At 42.8% G+C, this 21,604-nt stretch carries 19 protein-coding genes; 9 read left to right on the forward strand and 10 right to left on the reverse strand.

Annotated elements, in window-relative coordinates; genetic code table 11:
* Positions 1 to 515 precede the first annotated feature (515 nt).
* The 3 genes from IGK63_RS14915 to IGK63_RS14925 all read left to right on the forward strand — a co-directional run bounded on the left by IGK63_RS14915 (position 516) and on the right by IGK63_RS14925 (position 3,591).
* Positions 516 to 1,517 carry a bile acid:sodium symporter family protein gene (locus tag IGK63_RS14915; protein ID WP_008380241.1) on the forward strand — a complete coding sequence of 334 codons (1,002 nt, stop codon included), beginning with the start codon at positions 516 to 518 and terminating at the stop codon, positions 1,515 to 1,517.
* On the forward strand, positions 1,453 to 2,553 hold the full coding sequence (locus IGK63_RS14920; protein WP_275626504.1) for an iron-containing alcohol dehydrogenase family protein: 1,101 nt from the start codon (positions 1,453 to 1,455) through the stop codon (positions 2,551 to 2,553). Before IGK63_RS14915 ends, IGK63_RS14920 begins: the two co-directional genes overlap by 65 nt.
* Before the next feature lie 288 nt (positions 2,554 to 2,841).
* The gene (locus IGK63_RS14925; protein WP_016612021.1) at positions 2,842 to 3,591 is read left to right on the forward strand and encodes a SagB/ThcOx family dehydrogenase; all 750 of its coding nucleotides are present in this window, start codon (positions 2,842 to 2,844) and stop codon (positions 3,589 to 3,591) included.
* Positions 3,592 to 3,733: 142 nt separating this feature from the next.
* Here the strand turns inward: IGK63_RS14925 and IGK63_RS14930 are convergent, their stop codons facing one another.
* A complete protein-coding gene (locus IGK63_RS14930) occupies positions 3,734 to 4,171 on the reverse strand; it encodes a MerR family transcriptional regulator (RefSeq protein ID WP_005233239.1) in 438 nt (145 codons plus the stop codon).
* Positions 4,172 to 4,336: 165 nt separating this feature from the next.
* Here IGK63_RS14930 and IGK63_RS14935 point away from each other — a divergent pair, with 165 nt between their 5' ends.
* Both IGK63_RS14935 and IGK63_RS14940 read left to right on the forward strand, forming a co-directional pair.
* The gene (locus IGK63_RS14935) at positions 4,337 to 5,077 is read left to right on the forward strand and encodes an SDR family oxidoreductase (RefSeq protein WP_008380252.1); all 741 of its coding nucleotides are present in this window, start codon (positions 4,337 to 4,339) and stop codon (positions 5,075 to 5,077) included.
* Positions 5,078 to 5,440: 363 nt separating this feature from the next.
* On the forward strand, positions 5,441 to 5,647 hold the full coding sequence (locus tag IGK63_RS14940) for a hypothetical protein (RefSeq protein ID WP_008380254.1): 207 nt from the start codon (positions 5,441 to 5,443) through the stop codon (positions 5,645 to 5,647).
* Positions 5,648 to 5,717: 70 nt separating this feature from the next.
* On the opposite strand, the gene IGK63_RS14945 is transcribed toward IGK63_RS14940, so the two are convergent.
* The 5 genes from IGK63_RS14945 to IGK63_RS14965 all read right to left on the reverse strand — a co-directional run bounded on the left by IGK63_RS14945 (position 5,718) and on the right by IGK63_RS14965 (position 9,890).
* Positions 5,718 to 7,034: an MATE family efflux transporter gene (locus IGK63_RS14945; RefSeq protein ID WP_005233233.1), complete on the reverse strand. Its 1,317-nt coding sequence runs from the start codon at positions 7,032 to 7,034 to the stop codon at positions 5,718 to 5,720.
* Positions 7,035 to 7,365: 331 nt separating this feature from the next.
* Complete coding sequence (locus IGK63_RS14950; protein ID WP_016612022.1) at positions 7,366 to 7,626, reverse strand: metal-sensitive transcriptional regulator; 261 nt, start codon at positions 7,624 to 7,626, stop codon at positions 7,366 to 7,368.
* A complete protein-coding gene (locus IGK63_RS14955) occupies positions 7,623 to 7,922 on the reverse strand; it encodes a rhodanese-like domain-containing protein (protein WP_016612023.1) in 300 nt (99 codons plus the stop codon). The genes IGK63_RS14950 and IGK63_RS14955 overlap by 4 nt, the downstream gene beginning before the upstream one ends.
* The gene (locus tag IGK63_RS14960) at positions 7,915 to 9,573 is read right to left on the reverse strand and encodes an FAD-dependent oxidoreductase (protein ID WP_016612024.1); all 1,659 of its coding nucleotides are present in this window, start codon (positions 9,571 to 9,573) and stop codon (positions 7,915 to 7,917) included. Before IGK63_RS14960 ends, IGK63_RS14955 begins: the two co-directional genes overlap by 8 nt.
* A 2-nt stretch (positions 9,574 to 9,575) precedes the next feature.
* Positions 9,576 to 9,890: a rhodanese-like domain-containing protein gene (locus IGK63_RS14965; RefSeq protein WP_008380263.1), complete on the reverse strand. Its 315-nt coding sequence runs from the start codon at positions 9,888 to 9,890 to the stop codon at positions 9,576 to 9,578.
* A 425-nt stretch (positions 9,891 to 10,315) separates the two neighbouring features.
* Here IGK63_RS14965 and IGK63_RS14970 point away from each other — a divergent pair, with 425 nt between their 5' ends.
* Positions 10,316 to 10,789, forward strand: coding sequence for a DUF3955 domain-containing protein (locus tag IGK63_RS14970; RefSeq protein WP_051154613.1), 474 nt, complete (start codon positions 10,316 to 10,318; stop codon positions 10,787 to 10,789).
* Positions 10,790 to 10,850: 61 nt separating this feature from the next.
* Here the strand turns inward: IGK63_RS14970 and cls are convergent, their stop codons facing one another.
* Entirely contained in the window at positions 10,851 to 12,380 is a 1,530-nt protein-coding gene (cls, locus tag IGK63_RS14975; protein ID WP_429972527.1) for a cardiolipin synthase, read from the reverse strand.
* A gap of 354 nt (positions 12,381 to 12,734) precedes the next feature.
* On the opposite strand from cls, the gene IGK63_RS14980 reads away from it, so the two are divergent.
* The 3 genes from IGK63_RS14980 to IGK63_RS14990 all read left to right on the forward strand — a co-directional run bounded on the left by IGK63_RS14980 (position 12,735) and on the right by IGK63_RS14990 (position 16,489).
* Positions 12,735 to 14,156, forward strand: coding sequence for a cryptochrome/photolyase family protein (locus IGK63_RS14980; RefSeq protein ID WP_429972528.1), 1,422 nt, complete (start codon positions 12,735 to 12,737; stop codon positions 14,154 to 14,156).
* Between the two features lie 181 nt (positions 14,157 to 14,337).
* Positions 14,338 to 15,633 carry an ISL3 family transposase gene (locus tag IGK63_RS14985; RefSeq protein WP_429972529.1) on the forward strand — a complete coding sequence of 432 codons (1,296 nt, stop codon included), beginning with the start codon at positions 14,338 to 14,340 and terminating at the stop codon, positions 15,631 to 15,633.
* A gap of 466 nt (positions 15,634 to 16,099) precedes the next feature.
* Complete coding sequence (locus IGK63_RS14990) at positions 16,100 to 16,489, forward strand: YxeA family protein (protein WP_034871925.1); 390 nt, start codon at positions 16,100 to 16,102, stop codon at positions 16,487 to 16,489.
* 294 nt (positions 16,490 to 16,783) lie between these two features.
* On the opposite strand, the gene IGK63_RS14995 is transcribed toward IGK63_RS14990, so the two are convergent.
* The 3 genes from IGK63_RS14995 to IGK63_RS15005 all read right to left on the reverse strand — a co-directional run bounded on the left by IGK63_RS14995 (position 16,784) and on the right by IGK63_RS15005 (position 21,602).
* Positions 16,784 to 18,232: a helix-turn-helix domain-containing protein gene (locus IGK63_RS14995; RefSeq protein ID WP_008380272.1), complete on the reverse strand. Its 1,449-nt coding sequence runs from the start codon at positions 18,230 to 18,232 to the stop codon at positions 16,784 to 16,786.
* Positions 18,233 to 18,768: 536 nt separating this feature from the next.
* Positions 18,769 to 20,163, reverse strand: a complete 1,395-nt coding sequence (locus tag IGK63_RS15000) for a glutamate decarboxylase (protein ID WP_005233215.1) — start codon at positions 20,161 to 20,163, stop codon at positions 18,769 to 18,771.
* A gap of 29 nt (positions 20,164 to 20,192) precedes the next feature.
* On the reverse strand, positions 20,193 to 21,602 hold the full coding sequence (locus IGK63_RS15005) for an amino acid permease (RefSeq protein WP_016612532.1): 1,410 nt from the start codon (positions 21,600 to 21,602) through the stop codon (positions 20,193 to 20,195).
* Positions 21,603 to 21,604 lie beyond the last annotated feature (2 nt).

Consider the following 21,604-nt stretch of genomic DNA (forward strand, 5'->3'; position numbering starts at 1 on the left):
CTAAACGAAGGAGAAAAAGGCACAGCACAAACCAATTCTTGCTATTTTTCCCCATAGAAACCCATGTTTTTAAAAAAACACCCAAAAAAATGAAAAAAATTTTCTCAAACGATTGACAAAGCCTTGACTCTTTTGTAGACTAGGTAGAAATAATTTAAATATTTAGAAAATTCCAAATAAAGAAAAGGACGGTGGCGTATATGACCCGCACCAATGTTAGCAAACGAATTATTTTATTATTATAGCCGGGACTGTTTGATTTTATACATTCAAAGAGTCCCTATTCACATTGCATCCAAAAAGAAGATCAGCTTCTTGAGATGGAGTGTTTTTTTATACCCATTTTCAAGGAAGCGACCTTTTACAAACTGACACATTGATGTCAGATAGATCCGAAAACGCTCGTTGAACAACTGCTGCCGATTCCCCGCGGTTATGCACTGCACTTATTCTAAAGACCCCTTCTGTTTGAACACTTGATTGGTCAAGCAGAAAAAGGAAGGATGATTTTTCTTATGAAAACCGTCAACACGATCGCTGCTTTTGTAAACAAGTATTTGATCTATATCATGATTTTATTGATGATCGTCTCTTATTTTTTCCCGCAACCCTTCTTATGGATTCCGCCTCGTACAACGATTCTTTTGAGCATCATCATGTTTTGTATGGGGATGACTTTAAACGTTGCTGCGTTTAAAATGGTCGTCTTACAGCCTAAAGCATTCATCTTAGGGGTGCTTTTCCAGTTCACCATCAGCCCATTGGTGGCTTACGGCTTAGCGCAGCTGTTTGGTCTTTCTTCCGGTTTGATCATCGGTTTTGTCTTACTAGGCTGCGTTTCTGGTGGAACCGCCAGCAATGTCATGACCTTTATCGGTAAAGGCGATGTCGCCCTCACCGTTTCCATGACCACGGTATCGACCTTGTTAGCGACCGTCGTTACCCCCTTTTTAGTTTACGTCTTGGCTGGTCAGTACACCGAGATCTCCTTCTGGGAAATGCTCTTGTCTGTCTTGCAGATGGTGCTTTTGCCGATCATTTTAGGGGTGATCGTCCACAAACTCATTGCCAAGCACATCGAGCGATTTCTGCAATCATTTGTGTTGATTTCTTCCGTTAGTATCTTATTGATCGTTGCCGGAACTGTCGCTCGCAACGGTGCCGTCATCGTCCAATCTGGCTTGATCGTGATTTTCTTAGTCTTGCTCCATAACTTGATCGGCTACGGCGCAGGCTATGGTCTGAGCCGTGTGATGGGCGTCAGTGCCACCCAAGCCAAATCCATCATGTTTCAATTAGGAATGAAAAATACCGGCCTAGCGATCTCGTTAGCCAATGCCCACTTTGCCGCCATTGCTGCAGCCGTTACCCCTGCCGCAGTCGGCATGGTGATCCATCAAATTACCGGACCAATTTTAGCCAATCTCGTGGCCAAGAAAGAAGGAAAACAGTATGAGTCAAAGTATCTTTTTGCCAAACTACACAATCGGGGCGGACGCCTACGAAAAAGTAAATGACATCGTAAAACCATACGGCACCAATGCCGTGATCATCGGCGGAAAAACCGCCCTTGAAAAAGCCGAAGACAAGATCAAAGCCGGTTTAACGTCAGAAGTCAAAGTGACGGATACCTTGTGGTACGGCGGCAACTCGACCTATGAAAACGTCGATCAGCTGTTAGCCAATCCAAGCGTCCAAGCCGCCGATGTTCTATTCGCCGTTGGCGGCGGCCGCGTTTGCGATACCGTCAAAGTGGTTGGAGAAAAAGCAGGCAAACCAGTCTTCACCTTTCCAACGATCGGCTCCAACTGCTCACCAGTCACCGCGGTCTGTGTCATCTATAAAGAAAACGGCGAGATGCAAGGGCTGTTTTTCCCTTCGCAACCACCGACCCATGCCTTTATCGACAGTGAGATCATCGCCCAGGCCCCCGATAAGTACTTATGGGCAGGAATCGGCGATGCCCTCTCCAAAGAGATCGAATCGACGTTTTCAGCGCGGGGCGATGAGTTAGACTACACCGATGGGTTAGGCATCCAAATCGGCAAAATGTGCACGGAACGCTTATTGCAATACGGCACACAAGCCTTGAAAGACAGTGCCGCCAATCAGCCATCTTATGCCATTGAGCAAGTCGTCTTGGATATCATCGTGACTACCGGCTTAGTTTCCGTCTTAGTCATCAATGATTACAACTCCGCCCTTGCCCATTCCTTTTACTACGGAACGACCGTTTTGGAAAAAATGGAAGACTATTTGCATGGTGCTTCCGTTAGTTACGGCGTTTTGGCCTTGTTGCAGCTAGATCAGCAAGAAGCCCTCTTCCAGCGCATCTACGCCTTTATGAAGGAAAACAAACTGCCGGTTTGCTTAGCTGATATGGGTCTTAACGCCACCAGCGACCTTGAGGCAATCTTAGACAAAGCAATGACCACCAATGACATCGTCCACGTGCCTTATGAGATCACGCGAGAAATGTTCAAACAAGCAATCTTAGACGTAGAAGCCTACCATGCCAAGCAAAACCAAGCGTCATTGGCAGCTGCGAATTAAATGAAGCCCTCCAGCAATTCGTTGCTGGAGGGTTTTTGTATGGCCTTTTTTTCTCTTACGTTTGATTGCAGTCGGTTTGGATTTCATAAAAAATATTCATAGCAAGTTCATACGATACTACTCATTATCTAGGTCTTTAGAAAATATTAAAAAGCACAATCAGCCTATGATACGACTGAGAGACTGCTTACCTCCCTAATTATCAACTTGTGAATAAAAGCGCATGGAAAAGCAATCCTTGTTATACTTATAAATAACACGAAGTCCTTAGGAAAAGGAGGAACCCTCATGACCCGTTACAAACGATTTCGCTTTGTTCATTTAGGCGCTTTTTTGGTGTTGGGCTTACTTCTCACTGGCTGCAGTGCGGATACGGCACCAATTGAAGAACAACCGACTACTGACACGGTCACTCCTTTTGAACCAGCGGTTTCCTATGAAACTTTTCCATTGCCGCAACCGATCTTAGATGGGGAAACCAGTGTGGCGGAAGCTCTCTTCAATCGGCGCTCGCAACGGGATTTTCAAGACACCGAGCTAACACAAGAACAGCTGGCACAGCTTTTATGGGCCGCTGCCGGTGTCACTACAGAAGATGGTCGCCGGACAGCGCCTTCGGCTGGTGCCTTGTATCCCTTAGACCTCTATGTCGTGGTCACACAGGTAACGGGGCTTGAGCCAGGGCTTTATCTGTATCAACCTGAGCAACATGCCTTAGAAAAAATCCTTGCTGGTGATTTCCGGACCGCATTGGCGGAAGGTTCGTTGGATCAGCAAGCGATCCAACGAGCACCTGCTACATTGCTTTATACAGTGGTTTATGAACGACTGATCGAGCGCTATGGGGACCGAGGAATCGAACGTTATGCCTATATCGAAGTCGGACATTCCGCCCAAAACGTCCTTTTGCAAGCCCAAGCGTTAGGATTAGGCGCTGTGCCGATCGGCGCCTTCACGGATCATGAACTTACAGAGCTGCTGCAGCTGCCATCGGAAAATGAACCCCGCTATTTGATTCCTGTAGGCGTTATTGAGTAACACTGCCGACGAACGAAACCCAATTTTAATGGGACTTCCGAACTGCCGTTAGAAAACGGCAACTGGCAAGGTTGATTTTCCCAGCAAAACCAGTAGAATCGAAAAATCACCTGCAAAAACAGCAGGTGGTTTTTCGATGGACTTACAGTTTGTATGCTCGGACTTCTTCTGGTATTTCTTCTAGCGGTAGCTCTTTTACTACCGCTTCGGTACCTGCTGCCATCGCTGTATCGTAGTACCAGCATTTGTATTTGATCGTATTCATCGTTTCTTGCAAGGCTGCCATTTGCTTGGTGACTTCTTCCAAACGTTCATGAAACAGCTGCTGCCGTTTCTGCAAAGACGCATCGCCTTCTTCGCCCCAATCCAAGAAATTCTTGATGTCTTTGATGGGCATGCCGGTATTCTTCAAACAATCGATCACTCTGATCGTCGCCACTTCTTTTTCTGAAAACACCCGAATGCCGCCATTGCTACGGGCCATATTGGGAAACATTCCTTCTCGATCGTAGTAACGTAGTGTCGAGATAGGAATGTTAGTCGTTTTTGATACTTCACCAATCGAGTAACTCACTTGCATCGCTCCTAAAAAAAATTTTGTTTATCGCTTGACCTAAACCTAACTTCAGGTTCTACAATAAAAATACACCGCAAGCACTGTACTGTCAATCACCCGTCATCTCGCAGGTTTGGGTTTGGCAGCAGCAGGATTCGATGAAAAAATCATTCACTGGAGGAAAGACAAATGACAGAAATCAAAGAAAAAGTTATCGTAATTATGGGAGCCTCTTCAGGAATTGGGGAAGCAACCGCCGTTAAGCTAGCCGAACAAGGGGCAAAAGTAGTAATCGCCGCCCGCCGCGAAGAGCGCATTAAAGCCCTGGCTGAAAAACTAGGAGAAAATGTTTTGTATCAAACAGCCGATGTCACGAATCGCGAACAAGTCCAACAAGTCATTGATTTAGCCATGACCTCCTTTGGTCGGATTGATGTCCTTTTCAATAATGCTGGCATCATGCCTCAAGGAAACTTGGCAGAGTTGAACTATGACAGCTGGCAAAAAATGCTGGATATCAATATCATGGGGGTATTGAACGGGATCGGCGCTGTGCTGCCCATCATGCAAAAACAACAAGATGGCTTGATCATCGCCACTGACTCAGTTGCTGGACATGTCATTTACCCGGGATCTGCCGTGTACAACGGGACAAAGTTTGCGGTTCGTGCAATCATGGAAGGCTTGCGCCAAGAAGAACGTGAACATGGCATTCGCTCCACCATCGTCTCTCCGGGAATGGTCTCCACGGAATTGTTTGAAACCGTCGGTAATGCTCAACTAGAAGCAGCCTTGAAAGAAACCTCTCGCGTAGAAGGCAACAGCCTAACGCCAGAAGATGTAGCAAATGCAGTGGTTTATGCCATTCAACAGCCCAAACATGTGGCGATCAGCGAAGTCTTGCTGCGCCCAGCAAAACAAACCGTTTAAGCTATTTCTACTAGCCCGTGAAACCTGCTATCCGCCTGAGGCGATCGCAGGTTTTTTTGTCGTCAAATCCCGCCGTTCTCCTAGGAAAAATTACTTGTTTTTCTTGTAACACCCGCTTGTCCGAGTAATGTAAACCAATCGTTGCTTTATGTAAACGACTAGGTTCTGTTGCTACGGGGGAATTTTTTTTATACTTAGTACAAAGCTTCCGTATAAAACGACCAATCAGAAACGAACCTACCGTATTTCTCTTATTTATGAATAGCCGAGCATGATTGATATCCCGCCTTCACCGTTGACTTGCAAGTATTATTAGCTGTCCTCTTTTAGTACTTGCTTTTTATAAAAGAATGGAGTGAGTGTATGAATGTGAAACAGCTGCTCGTCATTGCCGAGCAACGAAGAAACATCACGAATCAGAAATTGACCTATGCAGAAAACTTCTTGGCGGCCGGCTACTCTGCTGCCGAATTGCTGGCAGACGAAACCTTTCTCGAATTAGAGCGAAGGGAAACCCAACTGATTGCAGAACGCAATGCTATCTTTTACGAAGAAGTCAGCCACAATTAATCTCACCTGTCCAATTGTAGGCGACGAAAAAGCGAAGGATCAGCAGCACCTTCGCTTTTTTCTATCCCCCTCAAAGGCGTCCTTTGCCCTGAGGATAACGCTGCTTGATCGTCCAATAAAACAGCCCTGCAAAGAAACTGCCGAGAATCAGGAAATTCAAGCCGTATAGACAGTAGAGGAAGAAAAAGTTCAGCTGCCCACTGCTCCAAAAGCCCGTGATTCCCATTAAAACCAGACTGTTGACGCATCCTGTCAACAGACAAACCATGCGACTGCACTCCAAACTTTGTAATAAGTATTTTGTGATTTCATATAACGGACTGACGAGCATTATCCCCAGCATGATTGGCAAAATAGCTGGCAACAAGTCTAAAACAGCGACATCTGTAGTAAACAACTGGAAAAAAGCAGAACGAAAGCCCCAGATCAGACTGGCGATTCCAACATAAGCCACGAAAGAAGAAGCGAAGGCACTTTTTCCCACTGCTAAAATCTTCTGACGATTTTTCTGACCATTCGCCTCACTCGCAAAGACGGTCACTGCGTTGCCATACATCAAAGCAGGCAACCGTGCGATCATCAATCCTTGGCTGCCGATCGCATAGGCGGCCAGCGTACTAACACCCAACCGTGAGACGAAAGCTTCAAAAGCAATAATAAAGACTAAGCCTTCAAAGCATTCCTGAATCATTAAGGGGATCGATTTTTTCAATAAAAAGGCGCGTTTTCGTGGTCTTTGTTTTAGCCCTCTTGCTAGACTTTCTCTTAAAAGAACCCCATAAATCCCCAGCAAGCACAAAGTCGCAAGCATATTTGCGATGCCACTGCCTAAGACCCCCATGGCGGGAAAACCGAGATTGCCGTTGATCAATAAATAGCTAAGCAACACCTGTATCAACGCACTAATGATCGAAACACCGAGGATGTAGTTCGTTTTCTTTTCAATTTTTAAAAGGCTAGTAAAAACAAACGTGACTAACGTAAGTAAAATATAGGGGGACATGATTGCAAGATACAACGTCGCAGTTCCTAGCAGCTCCCCGCTAAATCCGTAGACAACCTGTAAAATGTCTCGTCCAAAAAGCAGGAAAATCAGCAAAAAGCTCACACCGATCGCGACTACTAAAAAAAGAACCGACGACAGATAATCATTTAACTGCGTCTCTTCTCTTTGCCCGACTGCCTTTGCGCCATAAATATTAAAAGCAAGCCCAATCGCACCTATAATACCCGCAAAAGCATAGAGAAACCCGTCGATCAGTGCGATCGCCGCCAGCGCTTCCGTGGATCTTCTTGAAATAATCGCTAAGGAAACTTGTGCAATAATGATTTGAAACAAATTGGAAGCAATCAAAGGCAATGTAAAAGACTGTATTTTTTTGTTCAAGAAGCTCTCCTCTCTCCTTCGTCATAACTGCGCAACACCCACTCGCTTATTGTGATTTTAGTCACAAGAAAAGCGATCGTTGGTCGCTATAAATACTCAACGACCCATCGGGCGTTTTGACGTTTCTCCCTCCATTTAACCATACAGCCTTCTCGGTGTATATTCCTTCATAATTAAAAAACAAAACATACCGACAATCTCCGCTTGTTTCCTCTATTGGTGTCGACAAGCAATCACTGATGAAGAATAAAAAGGTTCAGAAGAACATACTGCTCTTCTGAACCTTTTCTATGGGATGATAAAAAACGCGACAAACCTGTCAAAAATCCCGCTATTTCTTCACGATCAGCTGAACGGCTTGATCGATTTTCTGCTTTTGGGTTTCCGTGTCGCTGTCTGGATTTTCCAAACAATTTTTCAAATTCTCAGCGACAATGATCCCCATAATACGGTTGACGCTGGAACTGACGGCGGACAATTGCGTGATGACATCGGCGCATTCTTTCTCGTCTTCGATCATTTTTTGAATCCCCCGCAACTGGCCTTCGGTTCGCTTTAACCGATTCAAAATATCTTTGTTGCATGCGGTCATCGTTTGATTTCTCCTCTCCATGCTGACATGCCGCCGAGGACATTGGTCACTTGAAACCCTTGCTGGTTCAAAAACTCAGACGCCATTTGCGAACGAGCCCCTGAATGACAGATGACATAGTAATTTTTATCCTTCTCTAAGTTGCTGATTTGTTCCGTAAGCTCGCTCAACGGTAGGTTTTGTGCTGTTTTGATGTGTCCTTGTGCAAACTCATCAACTTCTCTGACATCAAGGATTTCAAGCGCCTCACGTTTTTCTTTTTGGGTAAATTCCTCCATAGATATTGCTTTAATCATGAATAATCATCTCCGGCTTAATAGTATTATACAACGAAAAGGCACCATCGAGGTTTTGACAATTGATGCCCGCTTGTTTTAAGATGCGTTCGGCAATGTAGCTTCTCAATCCGCTATGACACGTAACAACATACGAAACACTTGGATCCAATTCAGACAACCGATCTCTCAATTCATCTAACGGAATGTGGAGCGCCTCTTGAAAACGCCCATTATTGGCTAATTCCATCTCTGAACGAACATCCAACAACTGCTTACCGTTTTCTAAGGCCTCCGTCAATTCGTGCCATTGGATATTCTCACTGATTCCTTCTGCCAGATTGATCGCTGCATAGCCAATCATATTCACTGGATCTTTCGCTGAGCCAAAAGGCGGCGCGTAGGTGGATTCCAGTTCAGGCAAGTCAAAGATCGTTAAGCCGCCTTTGATCGCTGTTGCCAAAATATCGATCCGTTTATCGACCCCTTTGGCACCGATGCCTTGCGCACCATAGATGTTTCCAGTGTCAGCATCAAAAATCAGCTTCAAATAAATATCCGTCGCATCAGGATAATACCCAGCATGGTCTTTGCCTGAAAGATGAACCACCTGAGGATTTAGCCCCGCCAGTTTGGCACTACGCTCACTCAACCCAGTGGACGCTGCGGCAAGATCGAATACGCGCACGATCGCCGTCCCAATACTGCCTTTGTTTTTGCGAGTCAGTCCTCCCAATACATCAGCCACTTGCCGACCTTGGCGATTGGCTGGTGACGCCAAGGAGATCAGCGTGTCTTCGTTAGTGATTTGTTGTTTCACAACGATGGCATCTCCCACCGCGTAAATATCTTTCTTGCTGGTTTGGTATTGCTCATCTACCAGGATACCCCCCCGGTGTCCTAATTGGATACCAGCACGTTTCGCCAAATCCGTTTCTGGTTGGACACCCACCGAAAGAATCGTGATGTCTGAAGCCAGAACCGTTCCATCCTCCAGAACGATTTCTTGCCCTGCTTTTTCAAAAGCGGTCGCTGACTGCGAGGTCAAAACATTGACCCCTTGCTTGATCAATTCATTTTTGACATACGCCGCCATTTCTTCATCCAAAGGTGGCAATACGTGGGGTGCTTTTTCCACGATCGTTACTTGTAGGCCTTTTTTATGTAAATTTTCAGCGACTTCTAACCCAATAAACCCAGCGCCAATGATCGTCGCTTTTTGAGGCTTTTTGTCTTCAAGATGTGTCATGATTTGGTCTAAGTCAGGAACATTGCGCAAAGAAAAGGCGTTGGTTGCTTCTTCTAGCCCTTTGATCGCTGGTACTAGCGGTTTTGCCCCCGGTGATAAAATCAACGCATCATAAGATTCCGTGAAGACCTGTTCGCCATGTTTGACCGTGACCGTTTTCTCCTCCGGATCGATCGCCAGCACTTCATGAAGAGGCCGCACATCTAGGTTAAACCGTTTTTTTAATGCCTCAGGTGTTTGGACCAATAAGGCATCTCGCTCTTCGATCTCACCAGAAATGGCATACGGCAGTCCACAATTCGCAAAAGAGACAAAAGGACCTTTTTCAAAAATAATGATCTCCGCTACTTCTTTAAGCCGACGTAAGCGCGTTGCTGCAGACATTCCTCCTGCTACCCCACCGACAATAACTATTTTTTCCATCGTTACTTTCCTCCTTTGGTTGTTCCCCGCCATTGATTCATGCCACCGCGAACATTGACCACATCAAACCCCTTTTTATTTAGGATTTTGGCTGCTTGTTTGCTTCGCATCCCTGATTGGCAAATGACTGCCAGTTTCTTGTCACCTTTTTGAGTGAAGCCCGCAATCTTGTTTAACGGTACATTTTTGGCGTAGGCAATGTGTCCGCTACGGTACTCCGCCGGCGTGCGAACATCCAGAACCGTCCATTCTTTGGCTCCTTCTTTTTGTAAATCTGCTGTTGACATACTTGGTATGCGTTTAAATAATGAAAACATTTCTTGCTCCTCTCTTATACCCCTCGGGGTATATTAAACAAGATGTTTCCCTATTTGTCAACTAAGTGATTTTCTTTAAGAAAAGAAACTTGCTGTTGCGTTGCTCCCCACTCGATACTCTCGACAGCTGTCAGACAGCTACCGATCAAGCAGCGAAAGACCAGTATCACACATTTCCCTCCCATCGATCACAATGCTATAATAAAAGAAAAGATACACTGTAAAAATAACACATATAAAATCGTTTATTTAGCAGCTGATTGCTTCGGTTATTAAAGATGATTGGCTCCCGCCCTAACCAAGAGCGGACAAAAAAGCGACGCAAGCACCACTTTCCCTTGATTTATCAAGCAGCAAGCCCTGCTTTCTTGGAATCAGCGTGGGTTTCGACTATGCTTAAGTCACATCAGCGAAAGGAAAAAAAGATGGAATTTGGCGAAAAAATCAAAGAAGTACGCACAAGAAATAACTTGACCCAAGAACAATTTGCCACTCAATTACACGTGACGAGACAAGCCGTTTCGAACTGGGAAAACAATCGCAATCTACCAGATTTAGAAATGTTGATTGCCATCGCCACGATTTTTCAACTCTCGCTTGATGAATTGATTTTAGGAGGAACTCAAGTGAACAAGATCACTGAAAAACTAATCAAAGACGGCAGCGAGACCCGACGCGCCAAACTCAATTTGATCACGACCTTGATCGGAACATTTTTACTACTATTCGGCTTTGCCTGCTTCTTCATCAAAGCAAGCTCCGTGGAATACATCGATCAATCCGGCATTTTACATGAAAATTTCTATCTAATCCCCGTAGGATTTTTGTTCCTATTGGCTAGTTTCGTAGTATTTGCGGGAACCGGGATCAATTATTTTCGAGCTGCTAGTAGAAAATGACCCAAAAAAACTCGATTCCAGATGATGGAATCGAGTTTTTTTCTCTGTTCACTATCTTCCTTCAAAGAATCGGAACAAACAAGCCACTGATTTTTTCTTTTGTATTCGTCAAAAGGCTTCTGGTTTGCCATTCTTCTTTTTCTACTAATTTTGCATGAGCTAAGTCTTCCATAAATTGCTGATTTAACTCTGTGATTATTTTCGACGGCCCATAGATGAACATAGATAACTCATGGTTAAGGTAAAAACTACGAATATCAAAATTTGTTGACCCGATCGTTGCAGCAAACTCATCGACAATCATATATTTACAGTGAATAAAAGCAGTCTCATCATAGGTGTAGACTTCGACGCCGGCAGATAATAGGTCATCAATAAACGAATTCGTGCCATGAAAAGAAATTCCTCGATCCCCTTTTCCCGGCACGATCAATTGCACGTTGATCCCGCACCGGGCTGCTCTTCTAAGCGCACCTAAACTTTCTTCATCAGGAATAAAGTAAGGCATTGCGATCTTAATCGAATCCGTCGCCTTTCCAATGAGGTCATTAAAGGAATCCTTAATGATTCGCTCGCTATCATAGGGTCCGCCGTAGATTACCTGAACGATTTCTGAACCACTTTGAACGTCGGTCTTCAACGGAAAATACGTAGCTGTCTGTGTCAAAAAATGAGTGACCGTTTCTTCCATCTCATCAAGAAAGAGCCAATCATAAATAAAGCACTCTTGTACTTCTAGAACAGCAGGTCCTTCTATCCGGATGTTTGTGTCTCGCCAATAAGAAAACTTACTGCCTCGCCCACTATATTCATTTCCAATATTCATGCCTCCTGTATGTGCAATCTCCCCATCAATAACGACCATTTTACGGTGATTGCGCCAGTTCGCTTTATTACTTAGCCAAGGCGAGTTCAACAAATCATACGTGCGCACCTCTACCCCATTCTTTCGCATCAATAATAACAATTGATTAGGAAAGGTGATCGATCCCACGCTATCATACATAAACCGAACTTCCACCCCTTGTTTGGCCTTTTCGACCAAAACATTTGTCAGCTCCTCCCCTGTTTCATCCCCTTTAACGATATAAAAAAACACATGCACATGATGCTTGGCTTTTTTGATATCTTCTAACAAAGAAGCGAACGCCTCAGCGCCTTCGTTTAATAGGGTCAGATGATTATTAGTTGTGGGATACTTGCCCGAAAGATGAAAAATCTCAGTGGAGAGATCATGTTTCCCATGAATGACCTCTGAATGTTCTTGCAAAATAGCCGATACCGTTCGCTGCACTTCCCGTTCATTTTGTATCTGCTGTTCGGGCAATTTCCTCAACCGAGGTTCACGACCAATTAAATAATACAACATGACTCCTACAATCGGTAAAAACAATAAAGCTAAGATCCAAGCAATCTTCGAAGTTCCATCCCTTTGATCAAAAACCACTAAGTAGCCACAAAGAAGAATCGCCAAAATTTCAATGGCCTGCCAAGCATAAATCATCTGATTTAAAAAGAGAATTAATCCAACCGTCACAAGTATCAGTAAAATCGTTAAAATTTTATATTGCTGTAATTTGTTTTTGATCATCCTTCACTCCATCCAAATATGCGCTTATTAATAAACGCTAAAGTAAAAAGCCTCACTATATACTATGATTATATACGTTCTCGTTACGCAAATGTAACTCATTTCATCCCCTACTACTCATTTTTTACCTATTATTTATTAAGAAGAGACGATTTGCAGAAACGAAACAGTAAATGACAAGCGCCTATTCAAATCGGTGCACCAATTAAAACAAACCCTGTAAGCATCCCTCGACTTGTTGCAACAGCAATTTTCTTTACGCAATCGCCAAATTTGAATAAATCCCATCTTTCCATTACTATAAACGAAATTCGATCGTTTTTTTAGCACGGTTATACTATCAAGGAGGTTGTTATGGCAATTCATGTGATGTGGTTTAGAAAGGATCTGCGCTTAGAGGACAATACGGCGCTTACTGAGGCGCTTTTGTCTCTTCAAGCAAACGACCAATTGTTGTGTGTGTTTCATCTCAATGAAAAGCAGTTTCTCCCCGATGCACCAAGCCATGATTACTTTTTTAGCGCCGTTGCTCACTTTATCGAGGCTGCCAAAAAGCAAAATCTGACGATCCACCTCTTGACGGGGACTTTGACAGAAGCCTTTGATCAGTTGTTCGCTCACTATCCAGAATGGAGCCAACTGTACTTCAACTTTGATAACCGTGGATTTGGTCGTAAACGCGACCTCTATATAAAAGAATTGGTCGAGAAAAAAGGCGTCACTGTCCATTTCTTTGAAGAACATCATCTGCACCAACCAACGGAAGTCACCAAAGAGGACGGGACGTATTACAAAAAATTTACGCCCTATTATAAGAAATGGATCCAGCTGCCCAAACCGGTGTATCAAAAGCAGGCCCTTGATTTTGAAAAAGCCGTTGATTTTGATGATGCATCTCACTTTAAAGCGGGGACAGCGTTGCTTGCTGAGCTGCTAAAAAATAGAAAGACCGATTTTTCAACGATCGTTGGGGAAGACTATGCGCATAAACAATTGCAGGCCTTTGTGCAAAAGCGTTTGGCCGCCTATGAAAAAGACCGTGATCTCCCTTCGATCAAAGGAACCAGCCGCCTGTCCCCTTTCTTGTCTTTTGGACAACTCTCTATTCGGAAGGTTTGGGCCGCTTGCCAAGGAATGCCACCCAGCACTGGCAAAGCGACCTTTTTAAAAGAACTGGCTTGGCGAGATTTTTATCATATGATCTACTTCACTCATCCGGAGCAAAAAAACTATGAACTCATTGAGAAATATCGAAACATGGATTGGCAAAAGGATGAAGAGGCGTTTAACAAATGGCAAGCAGGACAAACCGGCTATCCGATCATTGATGCCGCGATGCGGCAGCTGAATCAAACCGGTTGGATGCATAACCGTCTACGGATGATCGTCGCTTCCTTTCTAACCAAAGATTTATTGATCGACTGGCGGCAAGGAGAAGCCTATTTTGCTCGACAATTGATCGACTACGACGCTGCCAGCAATATCGGCGGCTGGCAGTGGGCAGCTTCGACTGGCACCGATGCGGTTCCTTACTTTCGAATTTTCAACCCCATCACTCAGGGGAAAAAATTCGACAAAGAGGGGACGTATATCAAACAATTTGTTCCCGAACTCGCCCAGTTGCCGCTAAAATTCATCCACGAACCTTACTTGATGACTGACGAAGAACAAGCCGACCTAAAGGTAGTTTTAGGCACCAACTATCCGTTGCCTATAGTTGATCACAACGAAGCCAGAAAAAGAGCCCTCGATTTGTATAGTAAAATCGAGCCGTAAGCAGCTGTCATGGCCTGCGCTCAAACATTTTCAGTAGAAAAAAACGGCTCTATAATTTATGGGACTGATGAATCAGAATTGATTCTTCAGTCCCATTTTCATTTTAGGTATTAAAAAACATATCGTTCTCTAGTATGATTAAATCACCACAAAATAAACAACTGAGAGGACGATATGCTATATGAATGATTCTATCAAAAAAATGCTGAGAATAATAGAGAAAGATTTGATGATTACAGAGGTCTCTTACGAGACCCTTCAGAAGAAAAAGACGTTGGTCGTCGATGCTGTTCTCTCGCCTGCTCCTCGTGCTTGTAGAAGTTGTGGTTCTACTGTGGTAGATGGAAACGGGAAAGCAATTATAGTGAAAAATGGGAAGAAGGAAACGATTGTCCGTTTTGAACAATACAATCATATGCCTTTGGTTATGCGCCTAAAAAAACAGCGCTATACCTGTAAAAACTGCCGAACCCATTGGACTGCTCAAAGTTATTTTGTCCACCCCAGACATTCAATCGCAAATCATGTTAGATATAAAATTGCTTCTTTACTGACTGAAAAAGTATCTTTATCTTTTATTGCGAAAAGCTGTCAGGTATCTTTGACCACCGTTATTCGTACATTGAAAGAGTTTAAAAGCTATTTGCCAAAGCAATCTAAGAAGATTCTCCCCAGAGTATTGATGGTTGATGAATTTCGTTCGCATGCTTCCATAGAAGATAAAATGAGCTTTATTTGCGCAGATGGCGAAACAGGAAAATTAATAGATGTTTTGCCTACGCGTAAATTACCTCGATTAACAAGCTATTTCTTAGGTTGTACCAATCCAGAAGAAGTAGAATTCTTGGTGACAGACATGAACGCCGCCTACTTCCAGCTCACCAAACGTGTTCTGCCAAATGCGAAAGTAGTGATTGATCGGTTTCATATTGTCAAACACATGAATCAAGCGTTCAATGAGTTGCGTATCCGTGAAATGAATGAACTTCGTAAAGCCGGACAGAAAAGCCAGGCAGAAAAACTGAAAAAGAACTGGCGCTTTTTGCTAAAAAATCGTGCAAACATCAACCATTATGAATACAAAACATGGAAAAGTTTCCGAGCACCAAAATACCCATTTCTTACTGAAGCAATGATGATTAATCGATTGCTTGAGTTTTCTACGCCCCTGAAGGAGGCGTATCCCTTTTTTCATGAATTAGTTGAAGCCTTTCGAGACAAAAACCCTGACTTATTTTTCTCCTTATTGACAGAACTTCCCGAAACGTTAGATGACAGCTTTCGGGAGAAGCTTCAAAACCTTCTGACCTATGAAGAAGGCATCACCAACGCAATGATCTATCCTTATTCCAATGGAAAAATAGAAGCGAAGAATACCCACATAAAGACAATGAAACGAGTATCCTACGGATTTAAATCATTCGAGAACATGAGAATTAGAGTCTTTTTGATCAATCAATTAATCAAAGTAAGATAACAAAAAATCTGAGCCAGAATGTGGTTCATTCTGACCCAGATTTGATTTTACGCAACTCATCAGTCCTTATTGACAAAGAGCCAAAAAAACCAGCAAAGACGCTCCGTAAGAGCTCGTCTTTGCTGGTTTTTTATTAAACTGATGCGCCGTTTTTCATCTTTCTATAGTGAAAAAAACAACGACACGTCTTATCAAATAGTCTGCTGGTGAGCATACAAAAAAGAAACATTTTCCATGCTGTGTTTTTTTATTAAGGTCTTTTCGCCTGATTCCGCACTTATTTCTAGTCACTCTAAGCAACAATCCCCTGACGATTTATAGATAGAACCCTTTATTAGCGGCGTTCCCCACTTTTCCACGACTGGCTAGTAACGTTTCTCCTTGCAAAACTGTTCGTCTGATGAAAGGTCATCTATAGAACCATTCTGTTATAATAGCTCCATATTTGAGGATAAGGATGGTTTATATGAAAAAAATAATCGGATTCGTCTTAGTCGTACTTTTAGGGTTTGCCGGATACAAAGGCTATGAATATTATCAATCCACTTACTCAGGACAAACAGCTTACGCGTATGTCCCATCTGAGATTCCCCCTAAGGTAGAACATGAAAGTAAAAGCGGCATCGGCGACCAGTCGCCTTGGTATTCTTACGATTACACGTTAAACTTTGTAAAAGAAGATGGTAGCACACAAACACTCGAGGTTTCATTATCAGAAGATAACGCAAAACCCTTAACCCCAAATTCTTATGTAAAAGCGGTGATCAGTGAAAAGCGTACAATAAAAGGCCCGAATAGCGTTGAAAAAGACGCAATTCCCAAAAAGGTTCTAGAGAAATTAGAAAATCAGAACTAACGATTGCAGACTCACATCTTTATGTGGGTCTTTTTTACATCCTTCCAAAATCAGCATTTTGAATCCCTTCTGTTATTTTCACGCTTGATGTCTTCTGCTCTGTTGCGATACGTTATACAAGGATACTGGACACATTTATCTAGCAGAAAGCTGCTTGACTGACTCTGTTTTCATCTCGGCATCAATGACAAGAGCAATTCAAGCGCCTTTTCCTTTCCCTACTTCGCAGATAATTGAAAAAGCAGCGAATCACCTATCCGTTGACTCGCTGCTTTTTAACTAACAAGTGATGGCTCACACCACAAAAGAATGATACTTAGAATAAGCAATTTGATCGACGATCGCAGAAACCTGATTGACATCTAAATCGGCACCAATGGCGGTCACTTGATAAAATTGGTCATAATTGTTCCCTAATTGGGGGAGATTGGCATTGGAAATCAACAAGTCAAATGTCTCGTCCGGAGTATAGGGTAAAACAACAACATTTTGCTTGCCTTTTAGTTCATTTTTTAACAAGTAAATCGAAGCATCCGCCAAAAGACTAGAGCACATATTTAAGACCCCGATCCGTACCCGATATTCTTCTTTAGGCGATAACATATAAATTAAAAAGACTAGGCGTTTCTTGAGATAGTTGAGTTTCGTGGGCGTAAACAAGTTGGTCGGTGCAATAATGTGTTCCAGAATGTCTGAGATCACTTGATCTCGCAAGGAATTGTGAAACATTTTGTGGTAATAATTTAGCGTGACTCGATCGATGGAATAATTCACTCCATGAAAGTAATAAACTTGTGCGATTAAGGAAAAGACATTGGCTTTGATATCGATCGTCGTATGCGAGGCATCAAGACGATAAATGGACTGGATTGCTGCCATGACTTCATCGGTGATCTCAAAGACGGGATTTTTATTGGTGTACAATCCTAAGCGAAGTTCCTCGTAAGGAATCCCGCCCACCGTAATGAGGAAGAGACAGATAAAGAATGGCACGATCTTCGCTTCATCTACTGAGCAGATACATTTTTTAGAAGCATAGATCTGTCGAATAAAGTGACAGAGGGGCATCTCTTGGCAACGCTCGATTTTGGTTTGTTCTTCCGGACTTAAACTTCCCAAGGTCGTGTGAGACGTGACTTTTTTCATAATCACATACAACCAGATCTTCAGCTGCTTTTGTTGGGCAATCGATAAGGTTATCTTTTTCGCTAACTCCGCAACCAGGTCATCGATCAAAACAGAATCGATCGTTGTCGCACCCATTTTGAAAAAATTATAGTAAAAATAAATGCGTTGTGTCATCGTTCCAACTAGTTTTTTGTTTCTGATCTTTAATTCAAAATGCTGCAACAACTGATTGCACTCAGCGATCAGCCGATTGAGGGTCCCTACACTTATGTTTAATTCATCAGCCAAGACGAAGGCATCATAGCCTGCATGTTGAAACAAATAATGGATGATTTGATATTTAGCAGATTTTTTCAATAGCGTGTCGGTCAAATCATCCAGTGAGACACTATCGGTTACTTGCAGTTCCAACGTATAACGATTGATGATAAATGAGACCTTCTCATTTTTTAGTTGCCGTTGAAGGCTCTCTGATAATTTCGTCAAGGTCGGCATCGTAATATCTAATTCCCGACACGCATCACTTTTTTTGATATGACCGGTCGATAAATACAAAAATTTGAGCAAGATATACTCTAATTTCAAGTCCTTATCCAGTAAGTCTTCTTTATACATGACTGTTTTTCCTCCAGTGTAAATCTATATTCATTCAGAATAGTTACAACCAATTTACAGAAAAAGATAGCAGTACGTTACTTATGAAACAAACAAGCGCAGTAAAAACAGGCCCTTTCTACAGATACTTTTCCTTCACTTACTCCCCAACAAACCATGACTGACAAACAAAAACCCTCGATGCAAGACGAATTTCCCTAATAATTCCCTCACGACAACGTTCTAAGATTTCCTTTTTGTTTATGTAAAACGTTCTTCTCTAAAAAAATATATTTAGACCATAATAATTAATACTATCACAAGCCAGAAATGTCAATAAATGAAATTATCAAGCACTGTTTTTTTACTTTCTCTTAAAAAACGACACTATCAAGTGCTTACCCGTTCTTACAAACAAAAAAATCAAAGGCAGTCGATGCAACCGCCTTTGATTTTTCTATAAACCAATGTTCATTCAGTCTTGCAAAAAACGTTTCATAAAGGGACTTTTTATTCATTGAAAAAAGCAATGAAAGGGTTTCTAGCGATACCGTTTCTTAATGTGAAAAGCCATAGGTTTGATCGGATGAAACATGACGGCTTGGTCGCTTGTTCAAGCGCTCGATTCCTTCTTTCATGTCTTGCACCAGATCCATTGCCATTTGCATACTTAAATCTGCCCGACAGACAAAGCGTTGGATATTGATATGTGATAGATTATCAGGTAATGGATAGGTAGGGACTTGCCAGCCTTTCATCGCAAATTCATCCGTCAAATCATACAGATTCCAAGAAATATCGGCATCTTCTTTTAATTTGTAGCAGACGATCGGCAACCGTGAACCATCATTATAAATATCGAAGTAACCCATGTTTTCAATCTCTTTTGCTAAATATTGGGCAACATCGCTGGTCTTTTTGTGGATCAAGCGGTAGCCTTCAAACCCATTGCGGATAAAGGTGTAATATTGTCCGATGATTTGGCTGGCGCTTCTTGAAAAGTTGATGGCCATCGTTGGCATTTCACCGCCAAGATAACTTACTTTAAAGACCAACTCTTCTGGTAAGAAATCTTTTTCTTTCCAAAGCACCCAACCGATACCAGGATAGACTAACCCATATTTATGTCCAGACGTACTGATGGAACGAACGTTTTTCAAACGGAAATCCCATTCAAGTTCTGGTTCCATAAATGGTGTGTACAATCCCCCACTAGCCGCATCCACGTGGATGTAAACTTTGTAGTCGGTGTGTTTGTTGTATTCCTCTAATTTCTTATCTAGTGCTTTGATATCATCGTATCGTCCAGTGTAAGTGATCCCTAAAATACCGACGACCCCGATCGTATATTCATCTAAATAGTCCGTGACCTTTTCGACATTGATGCTGCCATGTTCTTCATCGATAGGGATCGTCCGCATTTCAATGTCCCAGTAGACACAGAATTTTTCCCAAACGACTTGATAGGCAGAAGAAATCACTAAGTTTGGTTTTTGTTTATTGATATCTAAGCCAAGTTTTTTTGCCCGATTGCGCCAAGCAAATTTTAAGGCCAATCCACCTAGCATACACGCTTCACTTGAGCCTACCGTTGATGTACCGATAAAATCGGACGCTTCTGGGGCATGCCATAAATCAGCGATCATGTTGACACAGCGGTTTTCAATTTCAGCCGTCCGTGGGTACTCGGTTTTATCGATGGCGTTTTTATCAAGGGTTTCACTCATAATTTTGACTGCTTCTGGTTCCATGTAGGTTTGACAGAACGTCGCCAAATTTTGTCTTGAGACCCCTTCATCGATCAATTGATCTTTGACTAATTCATAGGCATCCCGCGGTACCAAGGACTCTTTTGGTAATTTGTACATAGGGATCGCTTGATCCATTGCCTCATTCCCATAGATAGGCTCCAAATATTGGGCTTCTTTTCGATTTTTTTTACTAAATAACATGCAGCTCTCCTCCTCATAGGTTGTGCTTTTTATTTTTTATCGCTTGCTTTTTCACCTACATATTTATAGATGACAAACGGTATCACGACAATAATCAGCCAACTGATGATCAAGATGGCTAAATAGGTTCCGCCCTTTCCGGAGCCGATATCGCTCGGTGGAAAGAAGGAAATAAAGAAAGAAAAAATAGAAACAAGCAAACCAACCATCGCAACACCAATTTTCACATTTTTCCCACCAGGAATATGATACGTTCTTGTTAAGTCGTCTTTTTCTTTGACTAATTTAATATAGGAAAGAAACAAGAGGACATAAGCCACCAGATAGATGCAGACCGTCAACGCCATCGCAACGAAGAAGGATAGATTGGCGCCTCCACCGCCTAATGTCAAGACAACCGCCCAAATGGAAACAATGATGCCTTGTACCAAAACGATATTGATTGGGACATTGTGTTGATTGACTTTGGCCATTTGTTTTGGCAGCAAGCCATTTTCAGCTGCTTCAAGCATCGCCGTCGATGGGCCGACCACCCAAGCAGCAATTTCTGCAATGACACCTAAACAGATGACCACCGCAATCAAACGAACCAGCCATTCCCCGCCGCCAAAATGATGGATCAAATAAGAATAGGCTTGAATCACACCAGTATCAAGAGACAATTGATTTTGGGGAATCGTGGCAGCCACCGTTGCCCCACCTAACGTATCCAAAAGAATCGTCGCTACGACTAAAATCAAAATAGCTTTCGGATAATTCTTTCCAGGATTATCCATGTCTTTTACGTGACTGGCAGAAGATTCAACCCCTGCATAGGCCAAAATAAAGGAAACAAAAACGACCAGCGTATTGATTTTCGTGAAATCAGGAATCCATGCACCTGATCCAAAAGAAACTTTGACGGGATTCCCTTGAGCAATGTAGACAATTCCTAAGATAAAAAGAATGATCCCTGTTGCGACGATCCCCACAAAGAACCCTACTTTGGCAATCTTCGCAGTATTTTTTGTTCCGCCAAATTGCGAGATCGTGATTAGCCAAAAGATCACTAAAGTGGCAATCAGCTTCAGCCAAACATTCGTATTAAGAGCCGGCCAATTTAGGGCATAGGAAAGCGCCCCGACAATAAAGTAAATCATCGTAATAAAGCCTACCGTGATTTGGAACCATTGGAAGAAAATGGCAGCAAAGCCCCATTTTCTCCCTAATGTTTTTGAGACCCAGGTATAGAGTCCCCCTTTTTCCCATCCCTTTACAGTAGCCATCTCCGCAGAGCAAAGGGCTACAGGGATAAACCAGAGGAAACCGCCGACGAGTAAATAAAAAACTAAATTCATCTTCGATGTCGCAAAGGTTGGATACTCATATACCGTCATCACCATTGAAGCAGTTATTGCAAAAAAACTCAACAATGATAGTTTTTTCTTGCTAGTATCCATTT

Source organism: Enterococcus sp. AZ040, assembly GCF_050499185.1.
Classification (GTDB): Bacteria; Bacillota; Bacilli; order Lactobacillales; family Enterococcaceae; genus Enterococcus_D; species Enterococcus_D entomosocium.